General features: G+C 37.3%; 14 protein-coding genes and 1 pseudogene. 8 read left to right on the top strand and 7 right to left on the bottom strand.

Annotated features, from left to right (window positions below; all coding sequences use genetic code 11):
• Positions 1-84 precede the first annotated feature (84 nt).
• From GWJ01_RS04875 to GWJ01_RS04850, 6 genes and pseudogenes are all read left to right on the top strand, one after another.
• A complete protein-coding gene (locus GWJ01_RS04875; RefSeq protein WP_075673049.1) occupies positions 85-765 on the top strand; it encodes a fimbrial biogenesis chaperone in 681 nt (226 codons plus the stop codon).
• A gap of 36 nt (positions 766-801) precedes the next feature.
• Positions 802-3,042: pseudogene (locus GWJ01_RS18675) on the top strand (fimbria/pilus outer membrane usher protein); the annotation flags it as partial.
• Positions 3,019-3,321: a FimD/PapC C-terminal domain-containing protein gene (locus tag GWJ01_RS18785; RefSeq protein ID WP_337247764.1), complete on the top strand. Its 303-nt coding sequence runs from the start codon at positions 3,019-3,021 to the stop codon at positions 3,319-3,321. The pseudogene GWJ01_RS18675 and the gene GWJ01_RS18785, both read left to right, overlap by 24 nt.
• A complete protein-coding gene (locus GWJ01_RS04860; RefSeq protein WP_075673051.1) occupies positions 3,321-3,839 on the top strand; it encodes a fimbrial protein in 519 nt (172 codons plus the stop codon). Before GWJ01_RS18785 ends, GWJ01_RS04860 begins: the two co-directional genes overlap by 1 nt.
• The gene (locus GWJ01_RS04855; RefSeq protein ID WP_075673052.1) at positions 3,839-4,912 is read left to right on the top strand and encodes a fimbrial protein; all 1,074 of its coding nucleotides are present in this window, start codon (positions 3,839-3,841) and stop codon (positions 4,910-4,912) included. The genes GWJ01_RS04860 and GWJ01_RS04855 overlap by 1 nt, the downstream gene beginning before the upstream one ends.
• A gap of 25 nt (positions 4,913-4,937) precedes the next feature.
• Complete coding sequence (locus GWJ01_RS04850; RefSeq protein ID WP_075673053.1) at positions 4,938-5,249, top strand: helix-turn-helix domain-containing protein; 312 nt, start codon at positions 4,938-4,940, stop codon at positions 5,247-5,249.
• Between the two features lie 136 nt (positions 5,250-5,385).
• Here GWJ01_RS04850 and potD read toward each other — a convergent pair whose 3' ends face one another.
• From potD to cbrC, 6 genes are all read right to left on the bottom strand, one after another.
• Positions 5,386-6,429 carry a spermidine/putrescine ABC transporter substrate-binding protein PotD gene (gene potD / locus GWJ01_RS04845; protein ID WP_075673054.1) on the bottom strand — a complete coding sequence of 348 codons (1,044 nt, stop codon included), beginning with the start codon at positions 6,427-6,429 and terminating at the stop codon, positions 5,386-5,388.
• Positions 6,430-6,540: 111 nt separating this feature from the next.
• A complete protein-coding gene (gene potC, locus GWJ01_RS04840) occupies positions 6,541-7,320 on the bottom strand; it encodes a spermidine/putrescine ABC transporter permease PotC (protein WP_161710759.1) in 780 nt (259 codons plus the stop codon).
• Positions 7,317-8,177 carry a spermidine/putrescine ABC transporter permease PotB gene (gene potB, locus GWJ01_RS04835; protein ID WP_023583058.1) on the bottom strand — a complete coding sequence of 287 codons (861 nt, stop codon included), beginning with the start codon at positions 8,175-8,177 and terminating at the stop codon, positions 7,317-7,319. Before potB ends, potC begins: the two co-directional genes overlap by 4 nt.
• Positions 8,161-9,276, bottom strand: coding sequence for a spermidine/putrescine ABC transporter ATP-binding protein PotA (gene potA / locus GWJ01_RS04830; protein WP_075673056.1), 1,116 nt, complete (start codon positions 9,274-9,276; stop codon positions 8,161-8,163). Before potA ends, potB begins: the two co-directional genes overlap by 17 nt.
• A gap of 544 nt (positions 9,277-9,820) precedes the next feature.
• Entirely contained in the window at positions 9,821-11,107 is a 1,287-nt protein-coding gene (locus GWJ01_RS04825; RefSeq protein WP_109402448.1) for a S8 family peptidase, read from the bottom strand.
• Positions 11,108-11,267: 160 nt separating this feature from the next.
• Positions 11,268-11,855: a PF03691 family colicin E2 tolerance protein CbrC gene (cbrC, locus tag GWJ01_RS04820; RefSeq protein WP_109394808.1), complete on the bottom strand. Its 588-nt coding sequence runs from the start codon at positions 11,853-11,855 to the stop codon at positions 11,268-11,270.
• Positions 11,856-12,024: 169 nt separating this feature from the next.
• Between cbrC and dusA the strand changes: the two genes are divergently transcribed.
• A complete protein-coding gene (dusA, locus tag GWJ01_RS04815) occupies positions 12,025-13,059 on the top strand; it encodes a tRNA dihydrouridine(20/20a) synthase DusA (protein WP_075673059.1) in 1,035 nt (344 codons plus the stop codon).
• 67 nt (positions 13,060-13,126) lie between these two features.
• Here dusA and GWJ01_RS04810 read toward each other — a convergent pair whose 3' ends face one another.
• A complete protein-coding gene (locus tag GWJ01_RS04810) occupies positions 13,127-14,110 on the bottom strand; it encodes a quinone oxidoreductase (RefSeq protein ID WP_161710758.1) in 984 nt (327 codons plus the stop codon).
• Positions 14,111-14,263: 153 nt separating this feature from the next.
• Here GWJ01_RS04810 and dnaB point away from each other — a divergent pair, with 153 nt between their 5' ends.
• A complete protein-coding gene (dnaB, locus tag GWJ01_RS04805; protein ID WP_023583065.1) occupies positions 14,264-15,673 on the top strand; it encodes a replicative DNA helicase in 1,410 nt (469 codons plus the stop codon).
• Positions 15,674-15,712 lie beyond the last annotated feature (39 nt).

Here is a 15,712-nt window from a genome sequence, read left to right as displayed (position 1 = left end):
TTTGATTGATATCTTATTGCCAAGGACGGCATATTTTTATCAAAAAATAATTGTCCTATATTCATTATCTAATGTATTTCTATTATGAAAAAAATACTTACATTCCTTATTATTTTTCTCTTTCCATTATTATCTTACTCTAATGGTGTTTCATTAGGTGCCACACGTATTATTTATAACTCGAATATTAAACAAACCAATCTTGTTATTACTAACTCAGATAAAGAAAATAGCTTTTTAATTCAATCATGGGTTTCTGATAATCAAGGAATTAAAAATAATGATTTTATAGTAACACCTCCTTTATATATTCTTGATGCCAATAAAGAAAATGCATTAAGAATTATGTATACCGGAGCACCATTACCTGAAGATAGAGAAAGTTTATTTTGGATGAATGTAAAAGTGATCCCTTCATTACAAGATGAACTTGCTAAGGAAAATACACTACAAATCGCAATACAGAGCCGAATAAAGCTTTTCTATCGTCCAGGAAATTTACCTGCATATAATGAAAAATTTGCAAATGAGATTTCTTTTTCTTACCAAAATGGTGAGCTTATTGCGAATAATCCAACACCTTATCATATAACTATGGTGAATTTAGCAGTAGTGGATAATCAACTTCCAGCAAGCATCATGATCAATCCGTTATCTCAATTAATGTTAGGAAAAATAAAGAGTAATGCGAAGCTAATTTCATTCCAAACAATCAATGATTATGGCGCACAGACAGCTGTATTAAAAAAAGAAATTTCTCATTAATGATTACATCGGCTCCAAGCTTTTTGGTCAAAAAACATGATTAATAAAAATACAGTTTATTTTTTCTTTTCTGGTGCTATTACTATATCAATGGCTTTGCCATTTTTAGCACACGGTGCAAACCGATTTAATCCTGCATTTTTGGCTGACTCTCCCGATTCTGTCGCTGATTTAAGCTATTTTGAAGCCGGAAATAGTATCAAACCAGGGGATTATCCTCTTGATATTATTTTTAATCATGAATATCTGAGAACAGAAAACATCCGTTTTATTAGCCAAGATAAAAATGTAATCCCTTGTTTAAATAAATCTTTTTATCAATCATTAGCCATTAATACTAAAATATTTTCTAAAATTGAAAATGCCTTAGATAATCAATGTATTAATATTGAAGACATTATTCCTGACTCTATTGTTAATTATGATATTGAGAAGCAAGCATTAAAAATTCAAATTCCTCAAGCCGCTTTAGATCTTAAAGCTCGTGGTTATATTCCACCAGAGAAATGGGATAACGGTATTACTGCGGGAATATTAAATTATACCTTTAGTGGAGCCAATAGTTGGGGAAACTCCCATAATAATAGTTACTATCTAAATCTACGTAGTGGGATCAATATTGGTGCTTGGCGATTAAGAGATTATTCCACTTGGAATTCATCAAATGGAAAAAACCAGTGGAACCACATCAATACTTATCTTCAACGCAATATTGTATCGCTAAAAAGCCAATTACAAATTGGCGACAGTTATACGTCATCAACACTTTTTGACAGCATTAATTTCCGAGGTATTTCCTTAGAAAGCGACGACACCATGTTGCCTGATAGTCAAAGAGGTTTTGCTCCTATTGTTAGAGGAATAGCGAATAGTAATGCCAAAGTCGTTATAAGACAAAATGGCTATATTATTTACCAAACCTTTGTCGCTCCTGGAGCATTTGAAATTAAGGATCTCTATCCAACATCAAATAGCGGAGATCTCTATGTTTCTATTGAAGAAAATGACGGCGGAAAACATGATTATGTTGTGCCGTATTCTGCAGTCCCCATTTTACAGCGAGAAGGTCAAAAATAATTTGTTATTCAAGCGGGTGAAATTCGCCAAAATAACCAAAATAAAAAGCCACGCTTTTTACAAGGTCACCTAATTTATGGATTGCCTTATGACACAACAGTATATAGTGGAGCTTTAGTTACAGCGGATTATCAATCTTATGCACTTGGGGCCGGTAAAAATATGGGCACCTTGGGCGCATTATCAACGGATATCACTTTTGCTCATAGCAGACTACCTGATGATTCGATATCTGAGGGCTACTCTTTACGTTTTCTCTACGCAAAATCACTTAACCAATTTGGCACTAATTTTCAATTATTAGGCTATCGCTACTCTACTGCTGGATTTTACACATTAGAAGAGACGCTCAACACGCGTATGTCTGGTTATCTCTATGAGGATAATCAACAAACACCTTCACGTTATTTTGATCTGCGTAATCATAAAAAAGGCAGTCTCCAGATCAATTTGTCACAACAACTTGCCGATTATGGCTCTGTTTTTATGACAACACACTGGCAAAACTATTGGGGAACAAATGAGAAAAATGTATTAATACAAACGGGTTATAACGGCAATATCAAAGGACTTTCTTACAACATTATTTATAGTTATAACCGCATGATGAATAGTGGAGAACGAGATCAAACTCTCTCTCTTGGAATTTCTATTCCGTTACAACTTCTTATGCCTTCCGGTTATCAACCCGTCAATAGTGCCTATCTCACTTATAACTACAGCCATAATAATAACGGCTATTCTGCTCATAATGCAGGTGTTGCAGGCACTTTACTCGACGACAATACATTAAATTACAGTGTCCAACAGGGATATAGCAATCAAGGTGGCAGTTATACAGGAAGTGCATCCCTTGGATATCAAAGCCGATATGGCAATCTCAATGCAGGTTATAACTACCATCAAGATGCTCAACAACTCAATTATAGCCTTGCAGGTGGTATGTTGTTACATAGTGAAGGGATCACATTAAGTCAGCCATTAAGTTCAAATACTATTTTAGTCGATGCTGGCAAAACAGCAGATGTACCTATTGATAATGCAACGGGGATTTATACCGATTGGCGTGGATTCGCGGTCATTCCCTATGCCACAGCTTATCGCCAAAACAAAGTTGCTCTTGATACCACTGCCCTCCCTGACAATGTTGAAATTGAGCAAAATATTCAGCAAGTTATTCCTACTCAAGGTGCAGTTATTAAAGTTAGCTTTGACGCCAAAACAGGATATCGCTTATTACTGACATTAAGGCAACAAGGACGACCTTTACCTTTCGGTGCAATTGCCACCGATAAGCTAAATAATCTCTCCGGTATTGTGGGCGATGATGGTTTGCTCTACCTCTCTGGTGTACCACTCTCAGGCCTATTAGATGTTCGTTGGGGCAATGGATCGTCCAAACATTGCCAAGTGCGCTATCAACTACCTCTTGAGCAACTTAATGAGCCCTTTGTAAAAATGACACAGGAGTGCCAATAATGCGCAGATTAATGCTTATTTTGGCTTTATTGATGCTTTCTATAAGTAAAGGCAATACTTATGACACTTTAGTTCAAATTAATGCTCGAGTAACTGGCAACACTTGCACGGTAGAAACCAACTCAAAAACAATTACAGTAAAACTAGGTGATATCGCGACTAAAGATTTCACTTCAACGACAATTGCTCAACAACGTACACCTATTATCCCTTTTAGTATTAAGTTGGTAGATTGCCAACCCGAAGCCAGCGGCGTAAAAGTCAGCTTTAAAGGAACACCTTCTGCATCTGATAATACATTACTTGCAGTTAATAAGGATGGTGCTCAAGGCGTTGCTATTGCACTTATGGATAAGTCAGGCACACCTATTGCCATCAATGAAAAAAGCCAACCTTACCTGTTATTGCCTAATCAAGATAATACCTTGCAATTCTACGCCCGATACATCGCAACACATTTGCCAGTCAGTTCAGGGCAAGCTAATGCGACTACAACCTTTTTACTGGAGTACCAATAATGAAATATTCCCTTTCTTTCTTATCATTACTGGTTTTTTTAGTGTTTACTCCTGAAAAGATGGCATGGGCAGTGGCAGATCCTCTTATTGTATCACCTGTACCGATGAATTTTGATGGTGCAGCAGACGGAACACCCGCTGGTACCCCCATCACGTCAACATGGATTGGAGAGACATCTGTTCATAACGGCTTTAAATGTGAGAATAAATTTCTACAAAAATGCTGGGTTGAAACGCTCTATGCTAATGCACTGGGTTCAAAAATAAGTGGGATCTATTATTACGAAGGGAGTAATCGATATCCGGTTTATTCGCTAGCTGGTGTAAAAGGTATTGGTTACGCCTTTGGTTTAAAAGATAACAATGACAATGTTTCTTATGTCCCTATTGATGTCGGCACTGGCTCTAGTGCAACTATTATTTATCCAGCTGTAGGCTCTACCGTAAATAAAGGTGTAGACCGTGTTTCATTAAAAGCAAAAGTTGTCTTTGTTGTTACTGACGAACACTTAGAAACGGGTGTTTATAATATTCCTTACACCGTAATTGCCAATACTTGGTCTGAATATGGCGGAGGGCATAAAGGAAATAACACATCACTTGTCGCAATAAATCCTGTAACAATCACCATTAAAGCTCGTGGTTGCACCGTAAATACCAAAAATCTTACTTATGAATTAGGTGATATCTCAATGAGAGATATGAGTGCTATCGGCTCAACCTCAAAAACACAAACAAAACCCATTTCAGTAACTTGTGATACTAATGTTCACTTGTATGCCAGCATGACCGATCAATCTACTTATTCTAATAATACGGATGTTCTTACATTAACATCAGATTCAGATGCATCAGGTATTGGTATTCAATTTTTCTTTAATGATAACCCGACTCCAGTAACTTATGGGCCTGACATTAGTGCTACAGGACAACCTAACCAACGCTTACTTCATATAACAACATCTAATAACGAAAACTACACATTAAACCTGTCAACTCGGTATATCACGACTGGAACACTAAAACCTGGAAAAGCAAACGGGTTAGCCAGTCTGACTTTTTCTTATCAATAATGATTTGAATTTTTAAGGCTGATAAATGATAGATAACAGCAAAACCATTAATTTTCGTATAGGCCAGCGAATACGCCATTTACGAAAAAAATTAAAATGTTCGGGAACTGTATTTGCTAAAAGATTAGAGATAAGCCAGCAACAGCTTTCTCGTTATGAACGCGGAACAAATAGAATCAGTATCGAGTTAATTTATCGTATCTCTGAGAAATTTGATGTTCATATTAGCTATTTCTTACAAAGTAATCATACTACAAGTATTGAACAACGAAGAAAAACTCAAGAAAAAAATAATCGGTTAATTGCCGAAAGTTGTATTAAGAATGATTTTAATTAAGCGTAGTCTATTTACACTTTTCCTTATCACCGACTCTCTTTTACTTCTCTTTATTTTTAATTAAATAAAAAATGTATTCTCTTCTGTTATAAAAAAGCCACCTTAAAGGTGGCTTTAGCATAAAACATGAAATTTATTAACGACCCGCTTTTAGTTTCTGGTAATAACTTTCATATAACACGGTCGCATCACCAACATCATTTTGCCATTCACCTTTGTTGATAATTTCTTCTGTTGGATAAAGAGAATTATCTTTAGTGATCACATTTGGCAGTAATTTTTGTGCAGCTAGGTTTGGTGTCGGATAACCAATATTCTCCGCAACTTTGGCTGCTATTTCTGGGCGTAATAAGAAGTCGATAAGTTTATGAGCACCTTCAACATTCTTGGCATTGGCAGGAATAGCTAAGCTATCCATCCAGAATATGCCCCCTTCTTTTGGCCACACCATTTCAATAGGAGCACCCGCATCGCGAGCAATAAATGCCGAGCCATTCCAAATCATCCCTAAATTAACTTCCCCTTGCATATAAGGGTTAGCGGGGTTATCTGAATTGAAGGCTAATACGTTTGGCATCAGCTTTTGTAGCTCTTTATAAGCTTCTTCAATCTCTTTAGGATCGGTTGTATTACCTGAATAGCCTAATTTTAATAATGCCATCTGGAAAACTTCACGGGCATCATCGGTTAATAGCAGGCTATCTTTATATTCAGGTTTCCATAAATCTGCCCATGAAGTAATGCTACTGACATCAACTTCATCACTATTAATACCAATAGCGGTCGCACCCCAAATATAAGGGATGGAATAATCATTTTCTGGGTCGAATGACTTATGTAATAAACTAGGATCGAGATTATCAAAATGCGTTAATTTTGATTTATCGATTTTTTGTAGCATTCCTTCATGGCTCATTTTAGAAATAAAATAAGTGGAAGGAACCACCAAGTCATAAGCACCCTCTTTGTAGGTCTTTAACTTGGTATACATGCTTTCGTTGGATTCATAGGTGGAGTAAATCACCTTAATCCCAGTTTCTTTCGTAAACTGTTCAAGCAAACCAGGCGGCACATACTCCGTCCAGTTGTAGAAATATAATGTCTTACCATCATCAGCCGATGCTGTGCCGATACTTAATGCCATTACGCTGGCAGCAAGTACTGAGGACCACTTTTTCATTTATGTTTCCTTCAGTGGTTGATGCGTTAATATCAAATAGGCAGCGAGCCTACCTCCAACAGATTGGTCTTTAAGACCCCAAAAGTGCGAGAAACTCGCACTAATACATGATTACGCTTTGCCAGTTCTGTCTTTCAAAATCAACTGACTAATTAATACTAATATTAATGATAGACCTAAAAGGATGGTTGCAAGCGCATTCACTTCCGGTGAAACCCCGACTTTTACCATTGAGTAAATTTTCAGTGGTAAAATTTCATAGCTTGGGCCCGTCACAAAAGAGGAAACTACAACGTCGTCCATAGATAACGTAAAGCTTAATAACCAACCTGAAGCTACTGCTGGCATCGCCAGAGGCATAATGATTTTACGTAAAATAGTAAATTCACCTGCCCCTAAGTCTTTCGCCGCTTCCAACATTTTCACATCAAATCCACTTAATCGTGAATACACTGTGACCACAACAAAAGGTAGGCAAAATGTAATATGTGAAAATAGAAGCGACCAAAATCCTAATGAAACACCTAGGATCATAAACAGTACAAGCAACGAAATCGCCATAACAATATCTGGCGACATCATCACAACAAACAGCATACCACCGACAAATTTTTTACCACGAAAACGGTAGCGATAAAGAGCAACTGCCGCTAATGAACCAATTAATGTCGCAAACGTTGCAGAAGTGACCGCCATTGCTAATGAATGTCCAGCTGCTTGAAGCAGACTGTCATTATTAAATAAAATGGTGTACCAATCTGTGGTAAATCCTTTCCAATTAATCCCGAAACGTGATGAGTTAAAAGAGTTAACTATCAGAATGATGATCGGGATATAAAGATACGCGTAAATAATGGACATAAATCCACCACGCAATAACCGTCCTATCATTCTATTTCTACCTTCTTATGCAGTAACTTCACAGCTCGGTAATACACAAACAGCATTAATCCCATCACTAATGTTAAGCAAATACTGGTGGCTGCACCGAAAGGCCAGTCACGAATATTTAAGAATTGGCTCTTAATTACGTTACCAATTAATAAATTTTTCGCGCCACCCATTAGATCAGCAACAAAGAATAAGCCCATAGCAGGTAGCATTACGAGTAAACAACCCGCAATAATCCCCGGCATTGTTAATGGAATAATGATACGAATAAAGGTCTGAAATTTATTAGCACCTAGATCACGCGCCGCTTCTAAACAAGGTTTGTCTAACTTTTCAATGCTGGAATATAACGGTAATACCATAAAAGGTAATAAAATATAAACCAGCCCCAGTACAACCGCTTCTGGGGTATAAATAATTCTGAGTGGTTTATCAATAAGTCCAATCCACAACAGGAATTCGTTAAAATAACCTTTGGTACTTAGGAATATCTTTAATCCATAAATACGAATAAGCGAGTTTGTCCAAAAAGGCACAATCAATAAAAACAACATCAGTGGCTGTATTTTTTTAGGCATTTTTGCAAGGAAATATGCAAAGGGATAACCTAATAATAAACAAGCTAACGTTGCGACCACCGCCATATTAATAGAATGCAGTAATACTTCTGCATACATAGGATCAAATAAGCGATAATAGTTATCGAGTGTAAAGACCATCTCGACAAGATTGGCATCATCACGCGTTAAAAAACTGGTCGCAATGATCATGATATTCGGCAAGAAGACGAACACCATCAACCAACCCACAACACCGGTAATTACGATGTTTTGAAATAGTTTACGTGTTTTCTTCATCTGCCAGCACGACCTCCCAGCTTTCAACCCAAGTTACTGCGATTTTTTGGTCTAACGAGTGATCAACATCTGGATCATCTTCATTAAAGAACTCACTGACCATCACCACCTTGCCATTTTCCATTTCAACAACGGAATCTAGCGTCATGCCTTTATAGTTACGTTCACGAACATAACCAATTAGCCCTGGAAGGTTTTCGAGATCGTGAATTTCTTCAACACGGAGATCTTCAGGTCGAAGCAATACTTTGAGTTGCTGGTTTTGTGTCACAGGTAATGTGGTATAAATATCACATTCATGGCCTTCAACATCAGCACGGATACGCGTTTCATCAATACGATGAAGAACGCGAGCATCAAAAATATTAATTTCACCTATAAATTGCGCAACAAACAGATTTGTTGGCTCTTCATAAATTTCACGCGGAGTACCATCTTGCTCAATACGTCCTTCACGCATCACCACGATCCGGTCTGACATCGTCAGCGCCTCTTCTTGGTCATGAGTCACGAAAATAAAGGTGATCCCTAATTTACGTTGTAAGGCTTTTAATTCATTTTGCATCTGTTTACGTAATTTGTAATCCAGTGCAGATAATGATTCATCAAGCAATAAGACCTTTGGTTTATTCACCACAGCACGCGCAATCGCGACACGTTGTTGTTGCCCACCAGAAAGATGTGCAGGGCGACGTTGTGCGAAATCTTCAAGTTGCACCATACGCAAAGCTTCTTCAACGCGGATGTTAATCTCATCAGCAGGTGTTTTCTGCATACGAAGACCAAATGCGACGTTTTCAAAAACAGTCATATGTGGGAAAAGCGCGTAACTTTGAAAAACCGTATTTACAAAACGTTGTTCCGCTGGAATATCCGTAATATCTTGCCCATCAAGGATAATTTGCCCATCGTCAACGTCTTCTAAACCCGCAATTAAACGCAAAACCGTCGTCTTACCACAGCCCGAGGGGCCGAGGATGGTTAAAAACTCGCCATGGTTGATAGTGAGATCGAGGCGGGAAATAATTTGTTTTCCGTCGAAACCTTTACTTAAGGATTTTAATTCGACAACTGGTATCAGAGATGTTTTCTCAGTCATTTAAGGTAATACTCTATCCCGAAGAATAATGCAGATAGAACCGCCACTGGAAAAGACTGTGTGAGCTGCCGGAGCATTATGCTCCACAGAAGCCCAAAACCAGCGACGCCGTATGTATAGTACAAGCGGAAAATGATAAACGCAGTGGCGTGAAATTGAAAGCAAAAAGGCGCATAAACAATGAAAAACTATTCATATTTAAGTTTTTCATCATAAACTATGCTCTTTAGGGTTTATGCTAAAAATACAGTAAAATCAAAATGCTATTAATTTATATAAATCACAAAAATCACTTAAGTTTATGATTAAATAAATTTTCTCTCAGAAGTTATCTAATCGCCTTATTTTCCTATACAAACTTATTATCACGTTTATTTGCAACACAATTTTATGATTATTATTTACACAAAAAGTGGATTAAATTGTGCTTATTTTTAGATCCCAATCTTATTAGGATGATAAAAACTTTATATATCATATAGATGAAATTTAAATAACACCCCCTAATATTTAGGAGGTGCTAAAGGAATTAACACTATTGTACTTAATGACGTTTTATTAGTTTTTTTAAATACAGAATGGCGTTATTCACATTGGGTAAAGGTCCAATTTTGCCATTTAACAGTGGAAAAGTGCCTGTTCTAATTAATAAGTCACGCATTTGTATCGGCGTTAACACACTGTTTGTATGGTCTTTATACCAAGATTGGATCACAGCGGCAGCTCCCGCAACTAAAGCACTGGCTGACGATGTACCACTAAAATTAGCCGTATAAGTATGGTTATCATCACTTCGAAATAGATCACCATAACCCGCAGTTGCAACATCCTCTCCCCATGCTTGTACATGAATAGGTGAACCATGTGTTGAGAAAGGTAATCGATTTAATGTATAAGGTGAACCAGCACCAACACGTATTGAATTATTATCATGACGTTGTCGATAACTTTCATAAGCAGGCAAATCTAGATCTACCCCTCCATTACCTGCAGCCATAATCACTATGATCCCAGCATCGGTTAAGGCACGAGTCGCTTCCCAAATATGCATTTCATAATCCGCAGGTACGTACGCTTGATGCTCACAGATTGTCTGCATTTCATATAAAACAATATCACCAGCATGTAGTATGCGTTTACTCGCAATGATCGCATCAATACGTCCACAAGTTAATTCAGAGATGGCATAAAACATATCTAATTTATAAGCGAGTCCAGTGATCCCTTTGCCATCATTTTTCCCCATAATTAAGCCAGCTACTGCTGTTCCATGATCTGCCTGACTAGTTTTTTCATTAAAAGGTAATAATGATGTAATGTTATCCGTTGATAAATCATGATGAGAAAGATTAAAATCCCATTCAATATCAGCGACTTGTATTCCTTGACCGCATGCTTCTTGTTTCCATGCTTCACAAATCCCTAGCCCTTTAATTTTATTAATATTCACCGTTTTTTCTGGTGTATTTAGATATTGCTGATATTGAGTAAAATCAGGCGTAATATTAGGAGGTTCAATAGGCTGTATAGGTACTGTTTGTACATATTCAATGTCAGGGTGTTGTCTTAATGCTTTAATAACTTCATCTAAAGTATAATGATTATTCTCCGGTAAATTTAAATAATAATATTTATTTAGGTCATTAAAGTTTATTGAAATAGAATCAATATAACTTTTTGGTGGTAATTGATGAACAGATGATATCACCGGAATTAAAGGTATATTATTTAAAAGGGAATGATGTATTTCATGGGAAGTAGGAAGTGACAATTTTTTATTATCACAATCAAGATTGTTTAATTTTATAAGGATCTTTCTTTTAATATTCATAATCAATGCTCCTCTTTTTATTTTTTTGCTTTATAGCGTAAAATATTGAGCAGTGACTATTTCCATTTTTAATAGAGATAATATAAATAGGTTATTTTTAAAAAAATCAATATTAAATCTATATTATAAATATAGACTTAATATTAATTGAGTGATGTTTTTAACTAAAATCGATATGTAGACGTAGTTTTCCGCAACAGCAACACTTAAATAAATAACCTTGGCAATGGCCTTCATTAGTTAAATTATTAGGTAAATCATCCATATTCATACCTATCTCACCAATATCTTCTGCCAAAGAAACAAATTCATCTAATTTATCAGCAATATTTTCCCATCCAACATAACCAACAAATGCACAAAGATCGCCACAATGTGTAAGCCAATGTTCTTGTTGCCATCCTTGATATCCCGGCGTTCTACGGATCAACTCTTCAAGATTTTCTTTAGGTACACCTGACTGATAACCTGAATATTCACCGTTACTATCATAGGTTGATAATATTCCTTCAACAGAAGAGAGATCTTGAAAATCACCTTCAAATTTCTCACTGGCAGAGCCATCTGCAATACACCAAGGACAAAGCGCTTCAATATCATCAACACTAAAAAAAGGCCCTTCGTAATAAATATTGGTTTCCTTTCCACAACAATCACATATAACGGTATCATCTGTGATAAAAGCACCTGTTTTTATCGGTTCAGGATGATATTTGAAATAAGGTAATGCTCTTTTTTCTGTTGGCATTATGTTTTCCTATTTTATAGTTTATTATCACTTATCTTCAGCTTTATAAAATCATCCTAGCATCAGATCCAGCATGTGTAAGCTATCCTCTATGCTATAATGCGCGCTCATTTTATCTCCTTAACAATTTAGAGATAATCACCGCCTAAATAGACGAAAGAATTACAACATGTTAGAAAATATAGAACTTAATAAATCAACAGAAAATCATGATGTTAATAGCAATTCAAAAGAATATAGTTTGAACCGCTTCTCTGTTGCGCCGATGCTAGACTGGACTGATCGTCATTGTCGTTATTTCTTTCGTCAATTAAGTAAAAATACGTTGCTTTATACTGAAATGGTCACAACAGGTGCCATTATTCACGGTAAAGGTGACTATCTAAAATACAGTGAAGAAGAACACCCAGTTTCTTTACAGCTAGGTGGAAGCGATCCCCAAGCTTTGGCGCAATGTGCAAAATTGGCACAAGAGCGTGGCTATGATGAAATTAATTTAAATGTGGGTTGTCCTTCAGATCGCGTACAAAATGGGCGCTTTGGTGCTTGTTTAATGGGAGATGCGCAACTCGTCGCTGATTGTGTGAAAGCGATGCGCGATGTCGTTGATATTCCTGTCACAGTAAAAACACGTATTGGTATTGATGATCAAGATAGCTATGAATTTCTATGTGATTTTATTGATACGGTTAGCCGTGATAATAACTGTGATACCTTTATTATTCATGCACGTAAAGCATGGCTATCAGGTTTAAGTCCAAAAGAGAATCGTGAGGTTCCACCTTTAGATTATCCTCGTGTTTATCAGTTAAAGCGTGATTTCTCGCATCTCACTATGGCGATTAATGGTGGTATTAAGTCACTAGAAGAAGCGAAGGAACATTTAAAATATATGGATGGTGTTATGGTTGGTCGTGAAGCTTATCAAAACCCATCTATTCTAGCGCATGTTGATCATGAGCTTTTTGATAATCAGTTGCCTATTGCTGATGCCGTCGCGGCAGTAAGAGCAATGTATCCTTATATTGAAAAAGAGCTTTCACAAGGCACTTATTTAGGTCATGTAACTCGTCATATGTTGGGAATTTTCCAAGGTATTCCAGGTGCTAGACAATGGCGTCGTCATTTAAGTGAAAATGCCCATAAACAAGGTGCTGATTTATCTGTTTTAGAAAATGCTCTTAAATTTGTCACTGAAAAATAATTGAAGAATAAGTATTTAAAACCTGTCTACTTTATTTCAAACAGGTTTTAAATCTTACAAATAATAATTAAGGAATAAGTAAGCTTGATCCTTGGGATTGTCTACTTTCAAGATAACGGTGTGCATCTTTCGCATCTGCTAAAGCAAATTTCTGATTATCAGGTACACTTACATTAATTTTACCGCTACCAATTAATGCAAATAACGCTTCACTTGCAGCATCTAGCTCTTCACGCGTTGTGATATAACCTGAAATAGATGGGCGCGTGACATACAAAGAACCTTTTTTATTGAGGATACCTAAATCAACGCCAGTTACTGCACCTGATGCGTTACCAAAACTCACCATTAAGCCACGACGTTGTAAACAGTCTAATGAATCTAACCAAGTTGCTTTACCAACAGAGTCATAAACAACGGGTACTTTTTGGTTATTAGTCAACGCCAAGACACGTTCTACAATAGACTCAGTCTGGTAATTAATGACTTCCCATGCACCTGCCGCTTTTGCTTTGGCGACCTTTTGATCACTACCTGCTGTACCAATCATTTTTGCACCAATAGCTTTCGCCCACTGGCTTGCAATTAAACCAACACCACCAGCCGCTGCGTGGAATAAGAAAGTTTCACCTGCTTGTAATTTATAGGTTTCATTGAAAAGATAATAAACCGTTAATCCTTTTAAGAAAGAGGCTGCTGCTTGTTCAAAAGAGATATTATCAGGCAGACGTGCCACTTTATTTTCTGGTACATTATGCGTATCGCTATAAGCCCCTAGCGAAGATTGCGCATACACAACTCTGTCCCCTTCTTTTAGTGAAGTCACTTTAGCGCCTGTTTTGATAATAATACCCGCAGCTTCAGTGCCTAATCCACTAGGGAATTGGCTTACAGGATATAACCCACTACGTACATAAGTATCAATATAGTTAATACCAATTGCCTTATTCACAACCTGAACTTCATGATCGCCAAGAGGAGCAGGTGTAAATGTTACTAACTCAAGAACATCTGCATCGCCATGAGTTGCAAATTGAATACGTTTAGCCATTACTTTCTCCTTTATAGGATGAGGGGTTAAATAAGCAAGCTCTAAAGACCTTTAGTGATAATGACAAAGGATAGCTATTTCTACAAGGCACAGATAATTGGGTTAGCGTATACTAGAGCGTAATGACACTTTTTCGATTTTTATGCAGGATTTATGGCCAGAAATAAGACCACTGACAAGCTGATGTCTGATATCAAAGACCGACAAATGGAGGGATTAAAGCTACCTCCCCATTCGCTGGAAGCAGAGCAGTCCGTGTTAGGCGGTCTGATGATAGATAATGAACGTTGGGATAATGTTTCTGAACGAGTCACCGCGGAAGACTTTTATAGCCGACCTCATCGTACTATTTTCTCGCAAATGCAACGCTTGCTGGAATTAGGTAAACCTATCGATCTTATTACGCTATCAGAAGCATTAGAACAAAATGCCGAATTAGACAGCGTGGGGGGTTTTGCTTATTTAGCTGAGCTTTCAAAAAATACCCCAAGCGCAGCGAACATTAACGCTTATGCGGATATCGTCCGAGAACGTGCGGTTGTTCGCGATATGATAAAAGTTGCCAACGAAATTGCAGATGCAGGTTTTGATCCCCAGGGACGCACCAGTGAAGATCTACTCGATTTTGCCGAATCTAGAGTATTCCAAATCGCTGAAACCCGAGCCAATAAAGACGAAGGCCCTAAAGCAATAGATGCAATTTTAGAAGAAACTGTTGAAAAAATAGAACAGCTCTATCAAAAACCTCATGATGGTGTCACTGGGGTTTCGAGTGGTTATCAAGATCTTGATAAAAAAACTGCAGGATTACAAAAGTCAGATTTAATTATTGTCGCAGCACGTCCTTCTATGGGTAAAACCACATTTGCCATGAACTTATGTGAAAATGCGGCAATGACCGAAGAAAAACCTGTACTTATCTTCAGCTTAGAGATGCCCGGTAACCAAATCATGATGCGTATGTTGGCATCATTATCTCGTGTCGATCAGACAAGAATTCGTACAGGCCAGCTTGATGATGAGGATTGGGCTCGTATTTCAAGCACCATGGGCATTTTGCTTGAAAAACGCAATATGTATATCGATGACTCATCAGGTTTAACCCCAACAGAAGTACGCTCTCGTGCTCGTCGAATTTATCGTGAACATGGCGGTTTAAGCCTTATCATGATTGACTACTTGCAGCTAATGAGAGTACCTTCATTATCTGAAAACAGAACACTAGAAATTGCTGAAATTTCTCGTTCTTTAAAAGCATTAGCTAAAGAATTACAAGTTCCTGTGGTTGCACTATCACAGTTAAACCGTAGTTTGGAACAACGTGCTGATAAACGTCCTGTTAACTCCGACTTACGTGAATCAGGCTCTATTGAGCAAGATGCTGACCTTATCATGTTTATTTACCGTGACGAGGTTTACCACGAAAGTAGCGATTTAAAAGGTGTTGCAGAAATCATCATTGGTAAACAACGTAACGGCCCAATTGGTACAGTAAGACTGACCTTTAACGGCCAATGGTCACGCTTTGATAACTATGCTGGCCCTGCTTACGACGATGAATAATCACTAACCTTGACTTAATTAAAGGAAGTATTGGAATAA

The organism is Proteus sp. G2618 (assembly GCF_009915995.1).
Classification (GTDB): Bacteria; Pseudomonadota; Gammaproteobacteria; order Enterobacterales; family Enterobacteriaceae; genus Proteus; species Proteus terrae.
This window is presented reverse-complemented; position numbering and strand designations above follow the sequence as displayed.